We start from the raw sequence: 20,041 nt of genomic DNA, 5'->3' as shown, positions 1-20,041 counted from the left end.
GCTCAATATTGGTCGAAAATGTCACTTGCGAAAATCATTGATTAATTGGAACACTTCACTCGTGTTTGAAATGCAAGGACATGTTTTTCATCGATACAAATTTCAGCATCTTCGCTGACTAAGAGCTCTTTCTTAGCTTTAGTCAGTTGCTTGATAAAGTATTCCGCTTTCATCGCGACGCTTTTGCTTTCAAAAGAAGAGAACCATTCCAAGGTTAATGGTCCCTTCCCTTTCAGTGCTTTTGCACCTTTCCCGCTCTGATGCTGTTTGAAGCGTCGATCCACATCATTCGTTACACCACAATACAGCGCATTGCGGTTATTACGGATTAGATAGACGCTCCAACTTTGCTCGGCAGTCTCACTCATGAAAGCAGAGATTCAACCTGTTCTTTTAATGCGGTCAGCTCTGCACGAAGTTCTGCCACTTCTTGTTCTAACTGGCTAATGCGCTCAGAACTGGCTGATGATGGCGCCGCACTTGCCACAGCCAACTCACTGATGTCTACCTCACCACAAAATAGATGCATGTAACGTGATTCACGCTTGCCCGCCTCGCGAGGCAGTTTAACCACAAGAGGTCCTTTCTCTTCGCTTGCAAGGTGCTCAAGAACGTTTTCAACTTCCTTTACATCATTAAATGTTGCTAGACGATTAGTGCGCGTGCGAATTTCGCCAGGGGTTTGAGCACCACGAAGCAGCATGCAACATACGATGCCTTTCTCTTGCTCGGTAAGTTGTAGGTCGCCAAACTCGGTATTACAGAATCGGTGTTGGTATTTGCTGACACGGCTATTGAAACCACTTTCATCACTGACAAGACGACGCTCGATGAGTGCATCAACCGCGTCTAGTACGTCTGCTTCAGACAATGACATGACAGGTTCGCGGTTGCTTTTTTGATTACATGCGTTCGTCAGCGCGTTAAGGCTTAGGGGGTATTGGTCGGGGGTGGTGACTTCTTTTTCGATTAAGCAGCCAATTACTCGTGCTTCAATTGCCGTTAGCTCAACTTTCATAATGCATTTCCTTATTATTGTTGCATTTGAACTGGGTATCAGGCTAAAGCATAGCGCATGGACCTGACACCCTTTGCGAATCGGGTTAGGTCTTAATGCTCTGATAGAATCGACACTTTGGTCATTTTTCCATTCTCGTCAATCATCATTATCTTCGAACGATTGAGTTCGACTTCAGTGATTTCGAGTTGCGTTCTAGCAGCCACATACGCTGCTTTGAGTTTGGTAGCCAAAGAATCGTCTTGGTTATCGATCTCTTGGCTTTCGACTTGCTCCGCAATAGTCCCAGAGTTCATTTCGAGCTTCATATTTTTGTATTGAATGAAGTTGATGATATAGCGAAGGCTCCACCATGACAACGAGTCCCTTCACTCAAGTGAGCAACATTCACGCTTTTAGCACTCGATTGTTAATGCCACATCAGAATTGATGGATAAATGTCCAACCCAGCATGACGTTTGATCTAAAGACTGTTATGCCACGAGATGTTGTGCTTTAATCGAATCAGATATTCACAAATTAGGAAAGGGAACCATGAGTAGCGTATTTGAAATCGTGAACCAAGCTCGTCGTAAAAACAAACTAAAACGTGAGCTGCTTGATAACGAGAAAAAAGTTCGTGACAACCGTAAACGTGTAGACCTACTAGAAAACCTTCTAGACTACATCAAACCAGAAATGTCTCACGACGAAATCGTTGCAATCATCAAGAACATGAAAGCAGACTACGAAGACCGCGTTGACGATCACATCATCAAGAGTGCAGAAATTTCTAAAGCACGTCGTGACATCAGCCGTCGTATTCGCGAACTGACTGAAGAAGACAAACAAACTAGCGGCAAAAAATAAGCCCAAATAGTTGTAGAATTTAACCCCGAGCAGGGATAACTTGCTCGGGGTTTCTTTTTGTAACTTACAAAACCAGTGTGTACAATAACACCAATTCTTGTTCCCAAAACACCCAATTTCTCTATGTCTTCTACTTCTTCTAGCGTGCAACCAACGTTAGCAAAACAACTTTTCACTATGACCTGGCCAATGCTGTTTGGCGTATTGTCATTGATGAGCTTCCAACTTGTCGACAGTGCCTTCATTGGGCAACTGGGCGTTTTACCACTTGCGGCACAAGGCTTCACTTTACCATTACAAATGGTGGTTATTGGCATTCAAGTTGGTTTGGGTATTGCCACTACCGCAGTGATATCGAAAGCACTAGGAGCAAACGACACCCACTACGCAAAACAATTAGGTGGGTTAGTCCTCATGATTGGCTCTGTCGGCGTAGCTGTACTTGGTTTGATCATTTGGTTATTGCGTTACCCTATTCTCTCTTTATTAAGCGCACCAGAAACCGTCATGCCAATTATCGACAGCTACTGGCCATGGTGGTTGCTAAGCTCATGGACGGGTGCTGTGCTGTACTTCTATTACAGTATTTGTCGTTCTAATGGTAATACCATGCTGCCAGGCACTATGATGATGGTCACCAGTGTAGTGAACTTAGTGCTCGATCCACTATTCATTTTCACCTTTGATTTAGGCATCAACGGTGCCGCTATCGCTACGATAATCGCGTTCGGGTTTGGCATTTTGGTTGTGGCGCCTCGCGTACAAAAAAATCACTGGGCGACGTTCCAATGGCAAGAGCTGGATGTTGTGAAAAGCGTTCGCTCCATCGGTCACATTATGGGACCAGCAATGATCAGCCAATTATTACCACCACTCTCTTCTATGCTGGCGACGAAACTATTGGCGGGCTTTGGTACCGCAGCGGTAGCATCATGGGCGTTAGGCTCTCGTTATGAGTTTTTTGCTATTGTTTCTGTACTTGCACTGACGATGTCAATGCCGCCGATGGTTGGTCGTCTACTAGGAGCGAAAAACTACACCGACATTCAGTCTCTCATCTCGATTGCGGTTAAGTTCATACTTGGTTTCCAATTGCTGATTGCTGTGATTACGTTTATCGCTGCAGACCCACTGGCATTATTGATGACCAGCGACGCGCAAGTCACCCATGTACTCGAAATGCACTTGATGATTGTACCTATCAGTTTGGGCTCGCTTGGTGTATGTATGTTGATGGTTTCGATCTGTAACGCCCTTGGTAAGTCCTACACTGCACTGACCATTTCGGCACTGCGCCTATTTTTGTTCTTCCTTCCGTGTTTGTGGATCGGTGCACAAATGGGTGGGATTCAAGGGCTACTTATTGGCGCGTGTTTGGGTAATATCTTAGCTGGTATCGCGGCTTACTTAACCTATAGAAAAACAATTCGTAAGCTCACAGAAGCGCATGCTGCCGCTTAAATAAGCAAGAAAAACGAAAGCCCTCGCATTGAGGGCTTTATGGTTTTTATACACTAGGGTCTGTTGATCTTTCGCGGTTAAATTTCACTCAGATGTGAACGCCTAGCCGAACCCTTTGGGCAACGTTTGTAAAGAAAGACGTTAGCCTAGCGCCACTTTATCCGCTGGGAACACAACACCAGTCTGTCTTCTCACCTCAGTGAGCACTTTAGCAACGATAAGTGAGCGCTGCTTCATTTGAGGATCAATCGAGCCAACTTTGAGTTGCTTAGCAAATGCTTGCGCTTCGTAGAACATGTGGTTCTCTTCTTGAGGTAATGTTAGTACTTGTTTACTCTCACCTCGCAAAATGCGCTCAACACCACGTCCTGTGGCAATCATATCTACCAGCACACTGCCCTGTTCACCCTGGAATTCACTTGGGATTAGCGAATCGCTTACCTTGGAATGTAATAGGTTCACGTTAAAGCCGTCATACGCCAACGTCACACTGCCACAACCATCGACGCCAGAAGGCAGAATGTGAGCACTTGCTTCTATGCTGTTAGGCTCGCCAAACAACTCAATCGCGGAGCCAACACAGTAGTAGCCGATGTCCATAATCGAACCGTTAGAAAATTCTGGATTGAATGTATTTGGATTCTCACCATTTAAATATTTCTGATATCGGGAAGAATACTGACAATAACTGATCGTGGCATGACGAAGAGGGGCGATCGCTGGTAGGCTGTCTTTTAGCACTTGAAAATTCGGCGTATATGGTGACATGAAAGCTTCGAACAACACGACGTTATTTTCTTCAGCGGTCTTAAACATCGCCTGAGCAAGAGGATAATTTGAAGCCATTGGCTTTTCACAAATCACGTGCTTACCCGCTTTAAGCATTTGCATTGCCTGAGGCGCATGCAGTGAATTTGGACTCGCTATGTAAACCGCATCGATATCGTTATCAGCCCCCAATGCTTCTAAGCTATCGTAATAAGATTGCGCATTATAAGGCTTGCCAAATTCGCGCGCTTTCTCAACATCACGTGAATACACAGCTTGAAGACAAAATTCTTTGGTCTGGAGCGCAGCTTCAACAAATTGTTGAGAGATCCAGTTCGTCCCGATCACAGCAAGTTTGAACATGTTACTTCCTTTTCTTTATCGTTCTAGAAGCCGTAAGGAGTTCGGCTCGCAGACACGATTTAAGCAAGCTTTAGTTCATTAAACAACTCAAACAGTTGATTCGACTTGTAAGGTTTCGGTAAGTAAGCATCCATTCCCGCAGCAAAGCAGTTTTGAATATCTTCTTCGAGCACACTTGCTGTCAAAGCAATAATGGTGATCTTCCCACTTCCTACTTCTTTCTCCCAGCGGCGAATTTCTTTTGTTGCGGTCAAACCATCCATAACTGGCATCATGCAATCCATAAGAATTGCATCAAACTTCTCCCCCTTAGTGATGGCTTCTAATGCCTCTTGCCCATTGCTGGCAATCAGATAATCGTATCCCGCCTTATCTAAGAAAAAGCTGGCTATCTTTTGGTTCATCAAGTTATCTTCAGCAATCAAAATGCGACGATGTGTACGTGACTGGTTGATATTATGAACCACTGCCGAATGTGTGACATGGTAACTTTGAGTATTTTGTTCAATGTGTGCGAGTTCATCAATGGCATGCCTAAAGCGGTTACCTAAAAAAGGTAAAGTCAGCACAGAATGAATACGCTCAGAATTGGTGTAGGTAGAGATCAAATGATGTTGGCAAACAATGATTCGGCTAATATCAACCGTACGCGCTAACTCGTCTATTACAGAATCCAACGCCACTCTGCCATCATGACAATAAAAGATCACTTCCAGCCCCTTTGTAGAAGTCGGTAAATCCTTAATGCTGCTTACCTCTGAAAGCTGAATACCAGCTAAACGACACTCTTTCATAATTTGATCGGCATACGCGTAGTTATCTCCAATGAGAATACCGTTACGAATGGTTTCTGAGCGCCAACCTACGGTCGGCAACACTTCCACTTCAATTGAGAACTCAAAACTGGTTCCCACTCCTTTTGAAGACGTCGCGGTTAACTTGCCGCCCATCATAGCCACCAGTTGACGACAAATGGCCAAGCCTAGTCCTGTCCCTCCAAACTGACGTGATATACCTTCGTCTTCTTGAGTGAAAGGCTCGAAGATGGAATCAAGCTTGTCCTTTTCTATACCTACACCGGTGTCGGATACTCGAAAAGTCAAAAATACGCTCTTTTGTGTGGTGGATTCTTGGTAGTCAACATCCACATTGATGCAGCCCTTCTCTGTGAACTTCACCGCGTTCGATACCAAGTTCATGACGATTTGCTTGATTCGATGGTCATCAACCTTGATGCGCGCGGGAATACGCTCATCTAAATTGATATTCAGTTCTAATTGCTTGGACGTGGCTTTGGACTGGAACAAAATCATCGATTGGTACACGACTTCACGAATATCTGTTTCGATAAGAGAAAGCTGTAAATGACCTGATTCAATCTTAGATAGATCAAGGATGTCATTAATTAACGTGAGCAAGGTATGCGACGAGGTATCAATATCGGTTAAGACTTCTTTTTGATGATCTGAAAGTTCGCTTTGTGACAGGATCTCTGTCATCCCGATAATCCCGTTCAAAGGGGTTCGAATTTCATGAGACATGCTTGCAAGAAAGACCGACTTTGCGCGGTTTGCCGAAATAGCAGATTCTTTGGTTTGCAAAATCTCTTCTGTTTGTCGGTTTTGCTCCTCCATCATTCGATTAACTTGTTGTGCAAAGATCGTGAACTCATCATTGCCATCAACCACCACCTTCTCCCCCTTTACATGTTCATGGATTAAGGTGTTAAGCGAATGAATAATCGAGTCCAATTTACTATGCACACGATACCAAGTACCAAAGCCTAACCAACATAACAGGATGATGATGACCATCACGCCCGAGGTCATGAGCGTTATGCTCTGCTTTTGCGAACTGACTTGGACCAACAATGCGCTTTCAACCTGTTGCGTGAAACCTGCGGTCATGACTTGCAAGCGTTGAACACGGTGGTCAAGATCTCGTAAATAAGTCACATAGTCAGATTGGGACATCTCTCCTGCCAATAAACGTCCTCGGGCTTCTATACTCGACAAATAACGAGGAGACGTATACAAACTAAGGAGCTTTTCTACCTGCTCATTTGATGCACCTAACTTTAAGAATCCTTCCAGACTTTGCTGTTGGCGCTCAATGGCTTGAAAGAACATGTTTTGATTCGGTTGGCTATCAGGCTGTAGCACCAACCGATACGTCAACCACGCTTCTTTTTGCGTCCAGTAAGAAAGTTGAGCAAGATAAGCGATGAAATCTTGCATCCAATGCGCTTCATCACTATCAAACAAGTGATTATGTTGAACCAGTGATTGAGACATTTCTTGCAACAGGCGAAACGACCAATCTCCGGCATCCACACTGTCTCTCAAGTCACCAGAGATCAAATCTAACATCGCTCGCTTAAGGTCATCAGAATACTCGGCAGTATAACTGTTCTGTATAAACTTCTCGTAGATAGAAAGCGCTCTATCACGTTGTACTTTCACTTCAATTGGTAAAGGCTGCTCTTCTCCATATCGATGACGCTCCTTCTCCATGTCATAGACAAAATGAGACGCTTCGGAAATCAGTTTCAAGCCTTGAATATTACTGACCGTTTGATTGAGTTGGTCGACTCTTTGAGAGTTAACGACAAATTGGTGAACGGCAAACACAGAAATAACCACCGCGGGTAACAGTGCGAGTAGAGCTAAACGTAATTTTATAGAAAGTTTTATCATCCGTTTGCCCGTGTTAGGAAAAGGCTCTCGAATTAATACTAGACCACTTTCATAGATTGAATATGAACTTGTATGAAGTGTTTTATCGGCAACTTAATCGGTCTGAACTGCCCAAACGGCTAAAAACACACTCATTACCCTTCTATACATTGAGGTCATAAGAAGGAAAAATGTGATTGCTTGCAAAATTTTGCTGCATCATTTTTAAACAGATTTAGTTAAACCAACTCATACCATGGGCGAACTTAAAGATACCGCCTAAAATGGCGAAAAACGTTTACCATTTAAGTGTTAAAGATTATCCATATCACATTATTTAAAAGGAAGTTCACCTTGTTACATATAGTCACTTTGAGATGAACCTTTATTGTCGCGAAATAAGTTTTATAGATAGGAAAAGTCAATCCCTATAAAACGCCGCTTTAGTCACATTAATAAGCCAAAAAATGAATCATACCCCACACTTTTAACTGGATTTATTTTTCCTAGCAGAATAAGACCTCCACCCGTACAATCCGCACACATAATTATTACAACCCAATTACAAAACACCCTCACTTCACGCTCTACCGTTGAGGTAACAGCAGAAAGTAAGGTCAGCCCCCAAAACGTGAAAGGTCCAAAACAACAATGAGTCCAGAGAAATATCTCCAAGACTGGCAAACTAGCCAAACGATTGCTGAATCTATTTCCCCTCTTATTGGTAAGTTATATCGTCAAAAAGGAATCGAAGTGGTTCTGTTTGGTAAAACACTTATCAACGCAACAACCATCGACATTCTCAAAACTCACCGTATTGCAAGACGTTACACCGGAAGCCCTCTTTCTCTTGAACAAACCATGCCAATCATCCAAGCGCTGTGCGAAATGAGCATCTCGTCTTGTCGTGTTGATGTTGGTCAGCTTGCTGGTATGTACTGGAAAGATCACGAAGATACTGCCGCACTTAGTGACTTTTTACACACAGCACTTCAAGGTGCTCGTGATGCCGACTCTTCTCTAGCAGCTCGTGACGTGGTTCTTTATGGCTTCGGTCGTATCGGCCGCCTATTGACTCGCCTGTTGATTGAAAAGAGTGGTCCGGGTTACCCACTTCGTCTGCGTGCAATTGTTGTGCGTGGCGGAAAGAAAGGCGATCTAGAAAAACGTGCTAGCTTGCTCCGTCGTGACTCAGTTCATGGACAGTTCAACGGTAGTATCGTGATTGATGAAGAGCGTAAAGCACTGATCGTGAACGGTAACTACATTCAAATTATTTACGCGAATAACCCAAGTGATGTGGACTACTCAGTTTACGGCATCAACAATGCACTAGTTGTTGATAACACGGGTGTTTGGCGTGATGCCGAAGGTCTAAGCCAACACGTAGCGTGTAACGGTGCAGAGAAAGTACTGCTTACTGCACCAGGTAAAGGCGACATCAAGAACGTCGTATTTGGTGTGAATGAATCTGTGATTCAAGAAGATGACACTATCATCTCCGCAGCGAGCTGTACGACTAACGCTATCACTCCGGTTCTTAAAGCCCTGAACGACAAGTACGGTGTGCTTTCTGGACACATTGAGACCGTTCACTCTTACACCAACGATCAAAACCTAATCGACAACTTCCACTCAGGCGATCGCCGTGGTCGTAGTGCTTCATTGAACATGGTTCTTACGTCAACAGGCGCAGCGAAAGCGGTAGCAAAAGCACTTCCAGAACTTGCAGGTAAGCTTACAGGCAACGCAATTCGTGTACCGACTCCGAACGTATCAATGGCTGTTGCAAACCTTAACTTGGGTGAAGATGTAGACCGTGATTCGCTGAACGAATACCTACGTGAAATGGCATTAAACTCTGAGCTTTCTGCGCAAATCGATTACACAGATTCGACAGAAATCGTATCAAGCGATCTAGTGGGCTCTCGCCACGCAGGAGTGGTAGATGGCCAAGCAACCATCGCTCAAGACAAGCGCTGTGTACTGTACATCTGGTACGACAATGAATTTGGTTACAGCTGTCAAGTTGTACACTGTATGGAACAAATGATGGGTGTTCGTTACCAAACATTCCCTCGATAAGGTGAACCTTGCTCCACAACGTTAACCACAATGTGTAACGAGCAACACCCCAGCATTTGTTTTAAATAATAAGCGCCTTGCGCATTACTAATATACTTCCCCGCTTATACGCCTGATGACCCTCAGGCGTTTTTTCGTTTTAAGACACTTTGACATTCCTCAGACAAATCGATGCGAAATTGAACGTTAGATACCCAAATGACCTCAATATTCAGAATTCAGAGCGTTGTTACTAGCGCTAGTTCAAAGATAAATCGCTTGCGTAAAAGTTCACTATTGCCGAGGGATTTATCAAAGAATTGGCGTTAGTAACACGCTCCCTAGGGCAAATTGTCTTGCTGAAACTAGAATTTTGAGGTTATTTGGGTATGTTCATGTTTCGTTCATATTCAAAATCGTAGTATGAACCCATAGATTGAAAGAGAGGTCATGATTATGAATCGAATTATCGTTACTGCATTGGCACTGATTACTGGCTTTTTTACTTTGGTATTTAGCCTAATCATGGCGATTCCATTGACCATCGCAGCCCTGATTACTGGTAAACGTATTGAAAAGCGCGTGAAGCAAATGCAGCAAGAAATGCATGAAGAGTATGAATTCAATACGGGTAAGTCCGACGCAATTGAAGGCGAGTTTGAAGAAGTTCGTCGCTAACGCTTCTGAAGGTTCCACACTCCCCCTATGTTCCTGAGCAACCTTCTTTGCTGACATCCTATCTCGTTAAGAGTTAGGATGTTTTTTTATTGGTCATCGACAAAAAAGGCTACCATTACGGTAGCCTTTTAACTTCATGAGCAGTGCATTCTACTTGGTTAAATCGTCACAACCACACGCACTGCCAGCAACATTAAAACGATGCCAGACAGTCGGTCAATCAATACTGCCTTTGAGCGAATACGGTCCACAACTCGTGAGTTAGACAATACCAATGTGATGAACGTATACCACAAACCATCAACAACAAATGGGGTCGCGACGATAATCATTTGGTTACTTAGGTCATTACCTAACGCAACAAATTGACTGAACAGTGCAATAAAGAACAGTGCAATTTTCGGACTTAGAATCGAAATCAGAAAACCCTCTCGCGCCGATTGCAAAACCGTCGTCTCTTCACCGGATTCTAACTTCGCCGCTACGCCCCCCTTTGAACGCAATGCATTGAAACCAAGATACGCCAAGTAAGCTGCACCAGCTAAACTAATAGTCTTAAATAACAATGGGCTTTGTTGAAGTACCACGGCCAAACCGATCAAGGTAATGAAAGCATAAATACCGATACCAAACGCGTGTGCCCATGCGGTAGCCAAACCATTCACACGACCACCAGCCAACGAGTGCTTAGCAACAATCGCTAAACTCGGTCCTGGCGACATCGCCCCTAGTAAACACACGGTAAAAAGTGATAGCCAAACTGTTAGTGTCATAAGAATCTCCCCTCTTTGACGCTAATCTATCAATGGAATAGGTATAATTAGAAATCAAAGTTTTTCATACTAGCCATGATTTGAAATCATAAGGCAACAATGCATTTATTATCGAATGGAATACTCTGAAATCTGCATGACCGAACGAATCTCTTCGCGCACCCATTTATGTGCAGGATCCGTATCGTATTTTGGATGCCACATTAACCAATACTGATGAATAGGCGTTTCGAGAGGTAGTGCTTTATGGGCTAAGTCCCAATGCTTTGCGAGATTGACCGCAATATGCTCTGGAACCACCATCAGATGTTCACTAGAAACTAGGCGATTGATAGCAGCAGAGAAGAAAGGCACTTTGAACGTGACATGACGTGTATGCCCTAGCCCTCTTAACGCTAAATCGGTGTAAGAATCTTTATCTCCACCGCCTGTTACTTTGATATGAGAGTAAGAAATTAAATCTTCAACGCTGATGCTATCTTGCTTTGCTAAAGGGTGAGAGGCTTTCATCAAACAGACTGATGAGTCTTCACCAATCTTCACACTAGACACACCTTGAGGCTTCTCTGGATACATGGAAGACGCGATATGAATACCAGTCTCATGAAGCTTATCTAGAAAGTCTGGTTGCCACAATCGATACGCCATATCCAACCGAGGAGCAAAGCCACTCAAGTGCGAGGCAATGTCAGGGAGTACGTATTGTGCGACGTAGTCACTCGATGCCAATACTAGCTCCCCTTTCCAATCTGCGGGTTCAAAAGGCTTGTCATCGAGAAGATGATCGAACTCAGCCAATAAGTCGTCCAACTTCTCTTTTAGAAGTAGTGCTCTTGGCGTTGGAATCAGTTGGTTCCCCTGCCGAACCAATAAGGGATCGCCGCACAACTCACGTAACTGCGCTAACTGACGGCTTACCGCCGATTGGGTGATATGCAAACGCTCGGCAGTTTTGCTCACATGGCACTCTTCAAGCAATACATGCAGAGAGCGCAGCAGATTCAGATTGATGTTATTCAGCACGTTCTACCCATTTCGCGCGCCAATCTGCGGCGGCATACTCTTCTGGCCAGTATTCAACTTGTTTGCAAATCAACCCATCTCGCACGGTGTGAAAAGTAATCGCCCGATCGGAGCGGACGCCATCGCTTACTATGACGTCAGTGACCACTTGCTCACCGTCACTTACGATACGCTCTATAGTAAAGGTCCACTCACCTTCTGCTGGATAAGCAGAGTTCAATTGGGCAAAATTCTTTCTGCCACGAATCACTTCTTTCGTCAGTGGCCAAACTACTTCACAATCAGGCGCAAGGAGTTCCGCTGCTGCATAGAAGTCATTGCTTGCCATTACTTTCCAGAAGTTGAGGACGATGTCTTTCTCGGTCATTTTACGAACTTGCTCCCTGTCGTATTGAAAAACTCCGTTAACACGGTATGTGTCATCACGTTACGAAGCTCTGGATAGCTTTGGATATAATCTCGAATCTCGTTGAGGCGAGCGATATTCGGAACTTCGACAAACAGCATCATATCGGTTTCACCACTGATTGCATGGCACCATTTCACACCATCAATTTTGTACAGATCATTCGCGTAGTTATCACAGTGATGACTAGAGGCTGATGTATCAAACTTCAGCGCCATATATGCACAAATCGTCGACTCTTTGGATGTCGCAATATCGGCATGATAGCCAAGGATCACTTGGTCATTTTCAAGCTTTTTGATTCGAGCTGTCACAGCAGAACGTGACAAGCTAACTTGCTCTGAGATTTCAGTAATAGAGAGACGGGCATTCTGCCGTAATAGTTCTATGATCTGATGATCAAATTTGTCCATAACATCACCAAGCTTTCCTTAATTTTTTCATTCTACTCAATTACAACTTATTGAAAACCGACAATTTGCTGTTTATCGGTAAAACAACCGTCATTTTGACGGTCGACAACATCATTTTGATATGCAGAATTTAGATATGCTTGTGGCTTGCATTACCTAGATGTTCGAGGTCGTTATGGAACAACTCAAAAAAGACATTACGCTGATATCAGGAATTGGTCAGCTATCGACAACCTTAATGGGTACGGGTCTATTTATGATTCCAGCGATTGCCGCTGGCATTGCAGGGCACTTCTCACTTTGGGCTTGGATTATTTTATTCATTGCTATTTGTCCCATCGCTTTGACTTTCGCTCAGTTGGGCAAGCGCTATCCAAGTGCTGGCGGCACGGCGTATTTTGTTCGTAAAGCATTTAATAGCAAACTAGAGAGCAGCGTCGCGTGGTTATTTGTTAGTGTTATTCCTGTTGGTGTCCCTGCTGCTGTCGCACTTGCCGCCGGCTTTTTACAACAACTGTTACCAGAGTTCATTAGTAACCACCTTTTCGCTCAAATTCTCACAGTGGCTCTGCTAGTGGTCGTTAATCTACTTGGCACTAAATCATCGGGGCGGCTACAGACGGTCATCGCATTGAGCATTTTTGCTTTAGTCGGTGCATTTTTATGGAAAGGCGATGTGGGACCTGTTGATTTAAGCATGCCTAAGATAACGACGGATTCGACATGGTCAGTTGCTGCAGCGCTTGGTGTCATGTTCTGGTGTTTTGTCGGAATAGAAGCCTTTGCACACATGGGAGAAGAGTTTAAGAACCCACAACGAGACTTCCCGATCGCGATCATCGTTGGCTGCTTTGTCGCGGGTGCAACCTATTGGGCATGCTCTGTCGTGATATTGAAGTTTGGTGCTTACGGCAGTGCTGAGTTCGACAGCGCATCAATTCCTTGGTTGAGCGCACATCTATTTGGTGATCATGTGAAATGGCTTATCAGTATTATTGGTTTCTTAGCATGTTTCGCTAGTGTAAACCTCTACACTCAAAGTCTGGCTCGAATGGTGTGGGCGCAAGCAAGAGAACACAAGCCAACCAGTGCTATCGCGAGAGTGTCCGTTCGGGGCGTTCCTGCCAATGCAACGCTAGTCGTTGGCGCCATTTTGCTTGCTTCTTGTGTTATTGGTTCGCTATCGGGACTGGATTTGGAGTTCTTCCTTAAGCTCGCGAATGGCATTTTTGTTCTGGTCTACCTGCTCGCTATGCTTGCCGCTTATAAGTTGTTGCAAGGCTGGGGAAAGACGCTCGCGGGAATTTCTTTGGTATTGTGCACCGCAGTGTTCATTTGTTTGGGTTGGTCTATGCTTTACGCCATCACTATTTTTGCCATGCTGTCTTTACCGTGGAAGCAATGGCGAAAAAAGAACCCTAAACGGGTGATTGAGCAAGACTGATACTCTTATTCAAACAGCTCAGAAATCTGTTCAACCAGAGCATCAATCTCACCAAGCGCGACATTGCCATAACCAAGAACCACTCCTTGCCAATCTCTCACTTTATACTCTGGGTGCTCATAAAAACTCATCGGGCGCAGCACGATACCTCGAATCTTCGCTTGCTGTGTCCATTCGTTCTCATCAATACCTTGTTGCCACTTCAACGTAATATGAAGACCGGCAGCTTGACTGATCACCTTAACTTTATCACCAAAGTGTTTTTCTATCGCCATACACAATTGCTCATGTTTGGTTTTGTACAGTCGACGCATTTTACGAATATGGCGGAGTAACCCTCCTTCAGTGATGAAATCAGCCAAAGCCTCTTGAGTATGAGAGGGAGAATCCCCGCTTAGCGCATCTTTAATCACTAAGCATTCTTCAACTAAAGCATCCGGTACAACAAGATACCCAAGCCGCAACCCGTTAAACATGACTTTACTAAAAGAACCTACATAAAGAACGCGATCATCACGTCCCATTTGGGCTGCAAGCCCTTGCAAGCTGGTATATGGGCGATGGGCAAACTGAAACTCACTGTCGTAATCATCTTCGATAATCCAACGTGACTGTTGCACCGCCCAGTTAATGATCTTTCCTCTTTGTTCGGTATTAAGCGTTGTGCCCATCGGATATTGGTTACTTGGCGTGACATATAAAGCATCTGCATTGCTGGCCGTTACCGCTTCCACATCGAAACCCAATTGCTCTCGAATATAGAGTGGCTCAAATTGATATTGCTGGAATTGAATCAACTTACGCATTTGCGCGTAGCCCGGTTGTTCCATCAAGACTTTGCTACCCGGCTTAAGAGTAACCATAGTGGCAATCGACAACGCTTGCTGAGCCCCGGAGGTAATAATTATCCGCTCAGGGGAACAACTCACAGAGCGGCTTGATGCAAGGTAGTTAGCCAAAGCGCAACGCAATGCCCAGCTTCCTTGAATATCTTGATTGCCCAACAAGCACGTGCGAGACATATGGCGTGCGAGTAACTTTTGCCATTGAGCCATCGGAAATGCGTCCAAATCAGGCACACCCGGTGCAAAAGCACAGTTGATATCAAAGTTACTTTTCGGTGATAAGCCCTTCTTTTCTGAATTAGGCTCAGGCAGATACTGCTCTGGTAATTCCACCGCGACATAAAATCCCGAGCCTTTTTGGCTGATTAAATAACCTTCCGCCACCAACTGCTCATAGGCTGCGATCACCGTATTCCGGCTGATATTAAGCCCTTGTGAGAGTTTTCGTGTTGAAGGTAACTTTCCGTTTTTTGCCCACAATCCTTGAACAATTTTCTCGCGAATTGCGAAAAATAGCGCCTGTTGACGCGTCCCATCACTGTGCTTTAAGTACAAGTCACCAATATCAATCAAAGACAAACTGGATCCATCCATAAGTTAAAACTGGCTCTCTTTAAGCTACCAGTTAAGCGCTACATTGCAATCAAAGATTGAGGAGCAAGTGCTTACCCATATGAGTAAATAAGGAGAAAAAATGTTATCCAGCACCAATAGAACCGAGATAAAGAAAGGCGCACATAAGGCGGTGACGGATGTCGATAAGCTACACGCCATAATAGACGAAAGCTTGATCGCTCATATTGCAATAACCAATGATACGGGTCCGGTGGTTATCCCTATGTTGGCTTGGCGTGTCGACAATTATGTCTATATCCATGGCGCGAACAACAGCCGGCTATTACGCTCGCTCAAACAAGGAGTACAAACGTGCCTAACCTTTACTTTATTTGATGGTTGGGTGTTAGCTCGAAGTGCTTTTCATCATAGCGCACATTATCGCAGTGCCGTCGTCTTTGGGCAGTTTGAAGTCGTAGAAGATAATAATGAGAAAGACAGACTTCTGAATCATTTTATTGAGCAAATTGCGCCAGGTCGAACCGAAGAAGTGCGTTTGAGTAACGAAAAAGAGCTCAAAGCGACCATGTTACTGCGCATCTCCTTGGCGGAAGCATCGGTCAAAGTCAGTAACTTTGGCGTCAACGACGATGCAGAAGACATGGATCTTCCCGTTTGGGCGGGAGTCTTGCCGTACCGGACTGTGGTAGGTCCGCTTCAAGCTTGTGACGATTTATATGAAGGTATATTAGAACCAGATTATCGTAGTGCTTACCCTAATCGTTGGCAGGAATAAGCACCGTAAAGCGCGCCCCACCTAAATGGCTTTCGCCGACAGAAAGCTCCCAACCCAGTTGCCTTGCTGCACTGGTTGCAATGGCTAACCCCAAGCCAAACCCTTTCACGTCGGCGTTACGGCTCCCATCTAAACGTGAGAACGGGATAAACACTTCTTCACGTTTCTCTTCCGGAATGCCAGGACCATCGTCTTCAATATCAACAATCCAAAAGTGCTCTACAGAACGAATCGTGACCTCTACGCTGAATTCCCCATAACGTTTTGCGTTTTGCAGTAAGTTATCCAGAACCAAGTTCCCTAACGTTGGCTGTAGATGGATAGACTGGTAATCGAGATCATTTTCAACGGTCAGCTTTGCTTGTTCTAACCCACGATAATTCATGCGACTCTTGCACCACAAAGGCAACTCAATCGTTTCGATAGAGTCTTGTAACGAATGGTTCTTAAGGCTAAGTCGAGAAAGCATCACGATGTCGGATGTCAGATCCGTAACGACGTCTACGTAACGCTCAATGTCATCATGCAGTTCAGCTTGCATCTCACCCTCAGTACGCCTTGCTAAATCAGTGGCTAATTGGATTCGACTAAGTGGCGTTCGAACTTCATGAGGGATGGCTTGAGTAAAAATGTGTGTTTGACGCACTCTTCTTTCGATTTCTTCAGACATACCATTAAAGCCGTTCGCCAGCTCTTTAATCGGTGAAGAGTATTGTTCCAACTTAACACGAGTATTCAGCTCACCTGAGCCAAATAATCCTTGTGCCTTGGTCAGTTGTCGAATCTGACGATCCAACCTTCGTACAGGGATGTATACCATAACTCCGAGGCTACAAATCACCGTGAGCAGTAGCGTCAAAATAAAGATGATTTCGGAGTCTTCATCCCAATCAATATCCGGGCTAAAAAAATCACTCTTTTCTTTAAACACTAAGCTCTGAGTGGTATTAGGCAAAGGAAACACTGCGGCGTATATGCTTCCATCAATCAAATAGACCGGAACGCCTTGCATTCGATAAAGTAACTCGCAGTCCAAGCAAGGTGGCGTGCCATCCCAATTGTCGACAAGCGTTAAATCAAAGATGAAGAAATCTTGCTTTCCGTTTGCCGTTAACTTTTTGTAGAGAGAATCCGGCGTACCTCGTTGTTCAATGTATTGATCAACAAAGTAAGCACCATCGTTGAGAAAAACACTGACTTCTGTTTTGCGCATATACTCGCCCCCCATAAAAAGGAACAAGCCAATCGTTAACGCAAGACCTGTCACCAGCCCTACATAGAGACGGGAAAACACAGAGAACATCGATTATTTGCCCGTCAGCATGTAACCGCGATTACGCACTGTTTTAATCGTTGCGGTGTGGATGTGCGCTTTGGCGAATTTTTTACGTAACGATGAAATTCGCATATCAATTGATCGATCGGTAATACAGTACTCAATACCTCTCGCTAAGCGGCAGCATGACTCTCGGGAGACAGGTTTGTCGACATTGAGCATCAAAAGTTCCAAGATTTCGAACTCAGAATCCGTCAGGTCAATATCTTGTTCTAGATAGTACGCTTTAGAGCGACGCGTACACAGTTCAATACCGTATCGGCTCAATTCTGTCTCTTCAACCGTATCGACCTGACGGCAATAGCGACGCAAGGCGGCTTCAATCCGTGCTAAGAGAATATTACCCTTGATGGGCTTGGTTAGGTAATCATCAGCACCAAACTTAAACAAGCTTACTTCACTCATTTCATCGTCTGTTGCAGTCAGAACAATAATGATCCCGTGAAAAAACTCGCGTGCTTCCTGACATATCTCTGCGCCATTTTTACCCGGGAGCATCAGATCCAGCAACACCAAATCAGGCTTCAAATCTTTGATTGCATCTAGTGCATTTAGACCATTGTCGACCACTGTCACTAGGTAGCCCTCAGCCTCTAGGTACATTTTGGTTAATCGAGCAATCTCAGAGTCATCCTCTACGAGCAAGATTTTATTGCCAACCATGATCTATTCACTCCATCTATAAAACAGGAGAAGTATATCGTTCGTTTTGTAGGGTGCAACCCACACTGCCGACACTTTTTCATACACAGAACGGCTTACAAAGCCTTACAAACCATACATTTACAATCGGCAGTATCATTGTAAGAGTCAGGAAACAGAACAACCCTCTATTTTATAAATGAATATCAAAACTTTAATTCGGAAATAAAACCAATAATCACATATAAACCCGTTATTATTTTAGTTTTATCGAATTAATAACCTTACAACTAACCATTTTTAGTGGTTATGACTATATTTGCGCATATAGACAGAAATTTCCTATCCCCCTACATTCCTCGGCGAACCTTCAGTTTGTGAGTACAAAAAGATGAAATTCGCTCAATTAACACCTTTAGCAATGCTGTGTGTGGTCAGCCTATCTTCGTTCGGTAGCAATGAATTCAGTTCGGATACGTCAACACCTCAACCAAATCCAATCACAAGCACCGTATCTATCCCAGCAGCCGTCTCTTCACAGTTTCCACCGAAGTTAAAAGTCGCTTCTGATGCGGGGTTTACCCACTACTTGAAAGTTTCTGTTCCAGCAACCCACGATGACCAATCATTTCATATCATTGCGGTCGATGATGGAGCAAATAATGAGAAAATTTTTCGCGCAGCCAAAATCATCCAGCACTTACTCACAAACCAACCGGGGTCTAAATTCGGTGCCGACAAATCTGAGATCGCTAAGACACTAGCTGAGCACGATGCCACTTTAATGCTGACGAGAGACGATGATCAAAGCAATGAGCTATTAACTAAAGTTTTTGTTGGGGAACTGATTCGCCAAAACAAATTGAGTGATGCGGTATTAGATTCTGGTTTAACACACAGTTTTGATACCGATTCTATAGAAAAGTTTGTTGCTAGCATGACGGTATTGAGTGAGGACGATATGGATGTTCTCATCGATTCCATCACGTCCACATTAATGAGCAGCCAAGACACGCCAAATTGGCTGATAAACAGTCAATCTTTGATGTATCGAGAGCTGACAGTCGAAGGTGACTGTCATTACATGAGCAACTTTTCGGATTACTGCGCCTATCTCGGAGAACACGCCGATCGAGATGCCGCTTTTGAAGAAATTTTACACTTGGTCCAAGCGCAAGGTATTGCACCTAACCCGTCGACTTCGTCATTGCAAAATGAAATCCAAACACACGCGCTAAACATCTACAACGATGCTCAAGCAGGTAAGCAAACTGTCTGGCAACCGACTCAGCGTGATTGGCAAGATTGGGAGTCTGACGACTTTGATCCTGAACGTGTAAAACAAACGGGAAGATCTTATTCTCATGAATACTTTGCTGCCGCTTTTGAAGCCTACATGGGCGTAGCAAAAGCAAATGGGCATGGCTTAGATGGCTATCAAGCACTGACTCGTTCAGCGATGCACACGCAAGATCCATCAGCCGTTGAGTGGATTAGTGAACTCTTCCACAGCCACTTACAATACACTGCACACATCGATTCTGAAGGCGTCAAAGTCTACACAGATAACACGCGACCAGGTACGGTTCCTACCTTCCGTATGTCACCAAATGAAAACGGTGTAGTTGAAGCATACACCTATAAATCTCAATGGCTAATAAACGTGAAGATCATTGGCGACCAAGCGATGGATGTCATCGGGAATGATCAAAATAATACATTTGAAGGCAACGGGCAAAACAACCGTATTTACGGCGAAGGTGGCGTTAACACTTATATCGTTCCGCACGCATTCGCAGACTGTACCCTTTTAACTGCGAAGAACGTATCAGTGGCCTGCCCTAGCACTGGTACCGATGAATTATTCGATATACACAACATTCAATTTACCGATCAAATCCTAGATGTAACCAAGCGATAAATGATGAAAAA

General features: G+C 44.3%; 19 protein-coding genes. 7 read left to right on the top strand and 12 right to left on the bottom strand.

What is annotated here, in order from left to right; translation table 11 throughout:
- Window positions 1-41 precede the first annotated feature (41 nt).
- The 3 genes from NL647_RS02140 to NL647_RS02130 form a co-directional block, all read right to left on the bottom strand.
- Window positions 42-368 carry a GIY-YIG nuclease family protein gene (locus NL647_RS02140; protein WP_050924767.1) on the bottom strand — a complete coding sequence of 109 codons (327 nt, stop codon included), beginning with the start codon at window positions 366-368 and terminating at the stop codon, window positions 42-44.
- Window positions 365-1,018 carry a YceH family protein gene (locus NL647_RS02135; protein ID WP_038899269.1) on the bottom strand — a complete coding sequence of 218 codons (654 nt, stop codon included), beginning with the start codon at window positions 1,016-1,018 and terminating at the stop codon, window positions 365-367. Before NL647_RS02135 ends, NL647_RS02140 begins: the two co-directional genes overlap by 4 nt.
- Window positions 1,019-1,110: 92 nt before the next feature.
- On the bottom strand, window positions 1,111-1,314 hold the full coding sequence (locus NL647_RS02130; protein ID WP_026000173.1) for a hypothetical protein: 204 nt from the start codon (window positions 1,312-1,314) through the stop codon (window positions 1,111-1,113).
- A 238-nt stretch (window positions 1,315-1,552) separates the two neighbouring features.
- Here NL647_RS02130 and NL647_RS02125 point away from each other — a divergent pair, with 238 nt between their 5' ends.
- Both NL647_RS02125 and NL647_RS02120 read left to right on the top strand, forming a co-directional pair.
- Window positions 1,553-1,867: a DUF496 family protein gene (locus NL647_RS02125; protein ID WP_005453573.1), complete on the top strand. Its 315-nt coding sequence runs from the start codon at window positions 1,553-1,555 to the stop codon at window positions 1,865-1,867.
- A gap of 123 nt (window positions 1,868-1,990) precedes the next feature.
- Window positions 1,991-3,328, top strand: a complete 1,338-nt coding sequence (locus NL647_RS02120) for an MATE family efflux transporter (protein WP_029790049.1) — start codon at window positions 1,991-1,993, stop codon at window positions 3,326-3,328.
- Window positions 3,329-3,469: 141 nt separating this feature from the next.
- On the opposite strand, the gene NL647_RS02115 is transcribed toward NL647_RS02120, so the two are convergent.
- Window positions 3,470-4,459, bottom strand: coding sequence for a Gfo/Idh/MocA family protein (locus tag NL647_RS02115; protein ID WP_253649549.1), 990 nt, complete (start codon window positions 4,457-4,459; stop codon window positions 3,470-3,472).
- A 59-nt stretch (window positions 4,460-4,518) separates the two neighbouring features.
- On the bottom strand, window positions 4,519-7,155 hold the full coding sequence (locus tag NL647_RS02110) for an ATP-binding protein (protein WP_253649548.1): 2,637 nt from the start codon (window positions 7,153-7,155) through the stop codon (window positions 4,519-4,521).
- Window positions 7,156-7,785: 630 nt separating this feature from the next.
- On the opposite strand from NL647_RS02110, the gene NL647_RS02105 reads away from it, so the two are divergent.
- Together NL647_RS02105 and NL647_RS02100 are read left to right on the top strand one after the other, a co-directional pair.
- Complete coding sequence (locus NL647_RS02105; RefSeq protein ID WP_041053522.1) at window positions 7,786-9,219, top strand: glyceraldehyde-3-phosphate dehydrogenase; 1,434 nt, start codon at window positions 7,786-7,788, stop codon at window positions 9,217-9,219.
- A gap of 435 nt (window positions 9,220-9,654) precedes the next feature.
- Window positions 9,655-9,876 (top strand): hypothetical protein, encoded by a 222-nt coding sequence (locus tag NL647_RS02100; RefSeq protein ID WP_005442428.1) that lies wholly within the window; start codon window positions 9,655-9,657, stop codon window positions 9,874-9,876.
- Window positions 9,877-10,034: 158 nt separating this feature from the next.
- Here NL647_RS02100 and NL647_RS02095 read toward each other — a convergent pair whose 3' ends face one another.
- The 4 genes from NL647_RS02095 to NL647_RS02080 all read right to left on the bottom strand — a co-directional run bounded on the left by NL647_RS02095 (window position 10,035) and on the right by NL647_RS02080 (window position 12,491).
- A complete protein-coding gene (locus tag NL647_RS02095) occupies window positions 10,035-10,649 on the bottom strand; it encodes a LysE family translocator (RefSeq protein ID WP_005433441.1) in 615 nt (204 codons plus the stop codon).
- A 108-nt stretch (window positions 10,650-10,757) separates the two neighbouring features.
- Window positions 10,758-11,672: a LysR family transcriptional regulator gene (locus NL647_RS02090; RefSeq protein WP_253649547.1), complete on the bottom strand. Its 915-nt coding sequence runs from the start codon at window positions 11,670-11,672 to the stop codon at window positions 10,758-10,760.
- Complete coding sequence (locus NL647_RS02085) at window positions 11,662-12,039, bottom strand: nuclear transport factor 2 family protein (protein WP_009703354.1); 378 nt, start codon at window positions 12,037-12,039, stop codon at window positions 11,662-11,664. Before NL647_RS02085 ends, NL647_RS02090 begins: the two co-directional genes overlap by 11 nt.
- Window positions 12,036-12,491: an Lrp/AsnC family transcriptional regulator gene (locus tag NL647_RS02080; protein WP_005453556.1), complete on the bottom strand. Its 456-nt coding sequence runs from the start codon at window positions 12,489-12,491 to the stop codon at window positions 12,036-12,038. The genes NL647_RS02085 and NL647_RS02080 overlap by 4 nt, the downstream gene beginning before the upstream one ends.
- 175 nt (window positions 12,492-12,666) lie before the next feature.
- On the opposite strand from NL647_RS02080, the gene yjeH reads away from it, so the two are divergent.
- Window positions 12,667-13,935: an L-methionine/branched-chain amino acid transporter gene (yjeH, locus tag NL647_RS02075; RefSeq protein WP_253649546.1), complete on the top strand. Its 1,269-nt coding sequence runs from the start codon at window positions 12,667-12,669 to the stop codon at window positions 13,933-13,935.
- A gap of 5 nt (window positions 13,936-13,940) precedes the next feature.
- On the opposite strand, the gene NL647_RS02070 is transcribed toward yjeH, so the two are convergent.
- The gene (locus NL647_RS02070) at window positions 13,941-15,374 is read right to left on the bottom strand and encodes a PLP-dependent aminotransferase family protein (protein WP_253649545.1); all 1,434 of its coding nucleotides are present in this window, start codon (window positions 15,372-15,374) and stop codon (window positions 13,941-13,943) included.
- Window positions 15,375-15,474: 100 nt separating this feature from the next.
- On the opposite strand from NL647_RS02070, the gene NL647_RS02065 reads away from it, so the two are divergent.
- Window positions 15,475-16,131 carry a pyridoxamine 5'-phosphate oxidase family protein gene (locus tag NL647_RS02065; RefSeq protein ID WP_050904392.1) on the top strand — a complete coding sequence of 219 codons (657 nt, stop codon included), beginning with the start codon at window positions 15,475-15,477 and terminating at the stop codon, window positions 16,129-16,131.
- On the opposite strand, the gene NL647_RS02060 is transcribed toward NL647_RS02065, so the two are convergent.
- Window positions 16,112-17,434 (bottom strand): ATP-binding protein, encoded by a 1,323-nt coding sequence (locus tag NL647_RS02060; RefSeq protein WP_050932255.1) that lies wholly within the window; start codon window positions 17,432-17,434, stop codon window positions 16,112-16,114. The two genes, NL647_RS02065 and NL647_RS02060, sit on opposite strands and share 20 nt — an antisense overlap.
- A gap of 3 nt (window positions 17,435-17,437) precedes the next feature.
- Window positions 17,438-18,130, bottom strand: coding sequence for a response regulator transcription factor (locus tag NL647_RS02055; protein ID WP_005453547.1), 693 nt, complete (start codon window positions 18,128-18,130; stop codon window positions 17,438-17,440).
- A gap of 370 nt (window positions 18,131-18,500) precedes the next feature.
- On the opposite strand from NL647_RS02055, the gene NL647_RS02050 reads away from it, so the two are divergent.
- Window positions 18,501-20,030 (top strand): hypothetical protein, encoded by a 1,530-nt coding sequence (locus tag NL647_RS02050; protein ID WP_253649544.1) that lies wholly within the window; start codon window positions 18,501-18,503, stop codon window positions 20,028-20,030.
- The last annotated feature ends 11 nt before the right edge of the window (window positions 20,031-20,041 follow it).

The organism is Vibrio sp. Y29_XK_CS5, assembly GCF_024181835.1.
GTDB classification, from domain to species: Bacteria; Pseudomonadota; Gammaproteobacteria; order Enterobacterales; family Vibrionaceae; genus Vibrio; species Vibrio harveyi.
This window is presented reverse-complemented; position numbering and strand designations above follow the sequence as displayed.